Annotated in this window: 1 protein-coding gene; it reads right to left on the bottom strand. The window is 66.5% G+C overall.

The window, feature by feature from the left end; translation table 11 throughout:
- Positions 1-175 precede the first annotated feature (175 nt).
- The coding region (locus A9X01_RS14900) for a LuxR C-terminal-related transcriptional regulator (RefSeq protein ID WP_065121509.1) at positions 176-2,961 on the bottom strand (2,786 nt) is incomplete at its 5' end.

Below are 2,961 nucleotides of genomic sequence, written 5' to 3'. Positions count from 1 at the left end.
GGTCACCGTTCCGGTCGGCAGGCCGCTCACACCCAAATCACCCCAGTTCACCGGCGGTGTGTCCACGCGTGGATGCGTTTCGGTCATGCTAACCAGCATCTGGATGTCAGGCGCGAGAAACATCGTGGAAACCCCGTATACCGGTACGACCGTGGTACCACCTGAACCACCGCGATCAGCCTTGGCGCTCCGTCGCCTGCTTGGCGAGTTGGACGCGCGAAGTCAGACCTAGCTTGGTGTAGACATGGCTGAGATGGGTCTCGACGGTGCGCGGTGAGATGAAGAGCTTTGCGGCAATTTCCTTATTGGCCAAGCCCTCACTGACCAATCGGACGACGTCGTGTTCGGCCGGCGTGAGCGAGGCCCAGCCGGCGGACGGGCGTTTGCGTTCGCCGCGGCCACGCTGTGCATACGCGATCGCTTCCGAAATAGACAGCGCCGCACCCTCACCGAATGCCACATCGAAGTCGTTCTGGCCCATCGCATCTCGCACTGCGGAAATCGACGCTTCGTAATCGGCTTGGTGAATTGCATACCGCACTTCACCGGTACGCTGCCGGATACCCTGCGCCGCACCGAGGAGTCGAGCCGCTTCCGTATAACTCGCGGCCTGGGCGGCCAGCGCGGCAAGACCGTCGAAAACGTCGGGCACGCCCAGCTGTGCCCCGGTCTCAGCCGCGCACGCCAGCGCTTCGTGCGCGTCCCGCTCGGCCGCTTCGATGGCTTCCGGATGACCTTCGGAACGTGCAACGCGGACACGAGCATTCAGCGCGAGCATCCGAAAATATCCTGGGGTTACCGACACCCCTTGATCGGCCCACAGCCGGGCCGCCACGTTATCGCCGGTCGCGCGCTCGGCGTCTGCTCTCCACATCAGGTTCGTCGACGAAAACCCGGCGTCCGGTATGCGGCCGTAGGCCTTGGCGAGAGCATCCTTGGCGGCCGCGGCGTCTCCCGCGGCTAGGTGTGCGGCACCCAACGCGAGATAGCCGAGTCCTTCGATGGACGCACCGAGCTCTACGGCAGACTCGATCGCAATCTCGGCGGCGGCCAGCGCCGCAGCCGACTTGCCGTGCCACCCCAGCACAAAGCTTTGCGCTATCAGGGCATTGAACCTGGTAAACAGGTCTCCGGCCGCATCGGCGTCGGCGAGTACGTCCCGTACTTCATCCTCGGCGCCTTCGAGGTCGCCCCGCATCGCCCGGCCACCGGCGATACCGTACAGGCGGCACTGACCCGAGGCGACTCGGTCACCGATCGCGTCGGCGAGGTCGCGCCCTTCGGCGGCCGCGTGCTCCGCGATCGAGCCGCCGGCCATGGCAGCCGCGTAGGCCCGGAAGCCGAGCAACTGGCTCAGTCGCCATTTGTCGCCTAGGGCGCGCGCCAATTCGATGGCCTCAGCGAAGTATGTTTCCGCCTGTTCGGGGTTCAAGGCGGCCGCCGTACCAACGCAGCCAGTGAGGGCACGGACCAACAGGGCCGGGTCGTCGAGTTGGCGGGCGATCGCGAGGGCTTCGGTGGCCTGCTCCATCCGCGCGGGCAGACCAAGCCAGCCGTCGAACAGGGCCGCATCGGCCAGCGCCCGCGCCAGCACCGCCGGCGCCACCTCGCGGTCCACCGAGTCCCGTTCGGCCAGCGCCTCATCGATCCAACTCATTCCTTCACGCAGCCGGCCACGGGTCAGCCACAGCGGCTGCAGCGACGACGCGAGCTGCAACGCCAATTCGATGTCACAGGTCTCCCGGCTCCAGGCGAAGGCGGCGCGGAGGTTGTCGAGCTCGGATGCCGTTTGCTCGACACGCAGCTGGTGTCCGGTGGCGGCCGGCGCGTCCAGCAGCGCGGCCATTGCTGTGTAGTAGTCGCGGTGACGTCCACGAATGGCGTCGGCCTCACCGGACTCGCCCAGCTTTTCCAGGGCGTACTGGCGGACCGTTTCCAGCAGCCGATAACGCGTTCGACCGCCGGTGTTGTCAGCAACCACCAACGATTTGTCCACCAGCAACGTCAGCAGGTCGAGCAGCTGAAAGCGCTCGGCCTCATTATCTCCCGCGACGGCCCTGGCGGCCGCCAGATCGAATCCCCCCATGAACGGCGCGAGCCTGCGAAACAGCACCCGCTCGGGCTCGGTGAGCAGTGCGTGGGACCAGTCCACCGAGGCGCGCAAGGTTTGCTGACGGCGCACCGCGATGCGTCCACCTCCGGTCAACAGCCGGAAGCGGTCGTTCAGACTCCCGATGATCTCCTCCAGCGATAACGCCCGCACGCGGGCGGCGGCCAATTCGATGGCCAGGGGCATGCCGTCGAGCCGGCGGCAGATCTCTCGGATCGCCGAAGCCTGGTCGGTGCTGAAGTCGGGACGCGCACGGCGGGCGCGGTCGACGAACAACTCGATAGCCTCGTCGTCCAGCGACAGGGACGGCACCCGCCAGGTCACCTCACCCGGCACGGCGATCGGCTCACGGCTGGTGGCCAGCAGTGTGAGGTTCGGGCATGCGCTCAACAGCGCGTTGACCAGGACGGCAACGGCGTCCACCAAATGCTCGCAGTTGTCGAACACCATCAACATTCGACGATCCGACACAAACCGCGCCAGCGCGTCCGTCGCTGACCGTCCCGGCTGATCGGAGAGTCCGACGGCTTCGGCTGCGGCGGCCGGGACGAGGCCAGGGTCGGTGATCGGCGCCAGATCGATGAACCACACTCCGGCATCAAAATCGGCCGCCGCCTCGCACGCGACCTGGATAGCCAACCGGGTCTTGCCCACACCACCGGCACCGGTCAAGACAACCAGCCGTTCGGCCGGCAGCATCCGACGCAAGTCGGCAATCTGACCGTCGCGCCCGACAAAGCTGGTGAGCTGGACCGGCAAGTGTTCGGGGACCGTGCTTTTCGACGTTCGCAGCGGCGGAAAGTCGTTGCGGATATCCGGGTGACAGAGCTGCACGACGCGCTCGGGGCGCA

The sequence above is a fragment of the Mycobacterium asiaticum genome (genome assembly GCF_001668675.1).
In the GTDB taxonomy this organism is placed as follows: domain Bacteria; phylum Actinomycetota; class Actinomycetes; order Mycobacteriales; family Mycobacteriaceae; genus Mycobacterium; species Mycobacterium asiaticum_D.
This window is presented reverse-complemented; position numbering and strand designations above follow the sequence as displayed.